Below are 1,334 nucleotides of genomic sequence, written 5' to 3' on the forward strand. Positions count from 1 at the left end.
GCTCAAATTTATCACCCTACTAAAATCTCAATACCTCAGACTAAACTATGACTCATATCATATATATAGATAACTATATAATTCTCACTAAAATATAAAAATAACTCTCAAACTTCCCTAGAAAAAATGCTCCACAAAATTCAACGCCGAATATTTGAAATTATTGAGCTAGATAATCCCGGAGACACCTACAGCAAAATCTTTAAAGTCTTCATCATTACATTAATTATTCTCAATATTATAACTGTGATTATCTCCACAGTAGAAGACATTTATCAACAATATAAAACTTGGTTAGATAACTTTGAACTAATATCAGTAATCATATTTACTATTGAATATATTTTGCGCATTTGGTCATCTAATGTTGCTTCTGGATATAAACATTCTATCTGGGGAAGAATCAAATTTATGTTCAAACCATTAGTAATTATTGATTTAATTGCTATTTTGCCATTTTACTTACCTTTATTCTTGCCAAACTTAATATTTACTCGTTCATTTCGTCTCTTTAGAATATTTAGAATATTCAAAATAACCAGATATTCCGACACGACAAAATTATTTGCTCAAGTCATTAAATCAAAACAAGAAGAAATAGTAATTGCTATATTTATTGGTGTAATTTTATTAGTAACTTCTGCCAGTCTAATGTACTTTGCTGAAAATGAAGCTCAACCAGAAAATTTTCCTCATATTCCTGCTGCTATGTGGTGGGGAGTTGTTACTTTAACAACTGTCGGTTATGGAGATGTTTATCCTATTACTCCTTTAGGTAGATTTTTAGGAGCGATCGTTGCATTAATTGGTGTTGGAATATTTGCTTTACCCACAGGTATAGTTGCTTCTGGTTTTACTGAGGAAATTCAAAAAAAACGAGCTTTAGGTCAGCAAAAAAAGTCTATTATTTGTCCTCATTGTGGTAGAAAGATAGATGAATAATTGATAATGGATAATTGATAATTGATAATTGATAATGAATAATTAATAATTGATAATTGATAATTACCTTTTACTTTTAGGGAGACGTTAAAAATTGAATTATTTAATTATTAATTATTCGGCAATCTAGAGAGTAAGCATTCAGCTAGACTTTAGCTGTTTTATCAATGATAAATAATCAAGAAAAAATGCTAATGTCAAATATCAAGGCTATTTCAGTTAACAGATAAGCAATAAATTATCGCGCTATATAAATCAATTATTTTTGCCTACTCCCTACTCCCTACTCCCTATTCCCTTTGATCAATGATAAATAATGAAGAAAAAATGCTAATGTCAAATATCAAGACTATTTCAGTTAACAGATAAGCAATAAATTATCGCGCTATATA

Annotated in this window: 1 protein-coding gene; it reads left to right on the forward strand. The window is 28.9% G+C overall.

The genetic code is table 11. The features are described 5' to 3' along the window. The first annotated feature begins 126 nt into the window (after nucleotides 1-126). Nucleotides 127-942 carry an ion transporter gene (locus ACP6PK_RS04740; protein WP_426558214.1) on the forward strand — a complete coding sequence of 272 codons (816 nt, stop codon included), beginning with the start codon at nucleotides 127-129 and terminating at the stop codon, nucleotides 940-942. The last annotated feature ends 392 nt before the right edge of the window (nucleotides 943-1,334 follow it).

The sequence above is a fragment of the Dapis hubbardiae BLCC-M172 genome (genome assembly GCF_050016015.1).
Taxonomy (GTDB): domain Bacteria; phylum Cyanobacteriota; class Cyanobacteriia; order Cyanobacteriales; family Microcoleaceae; genus Trichodesmium.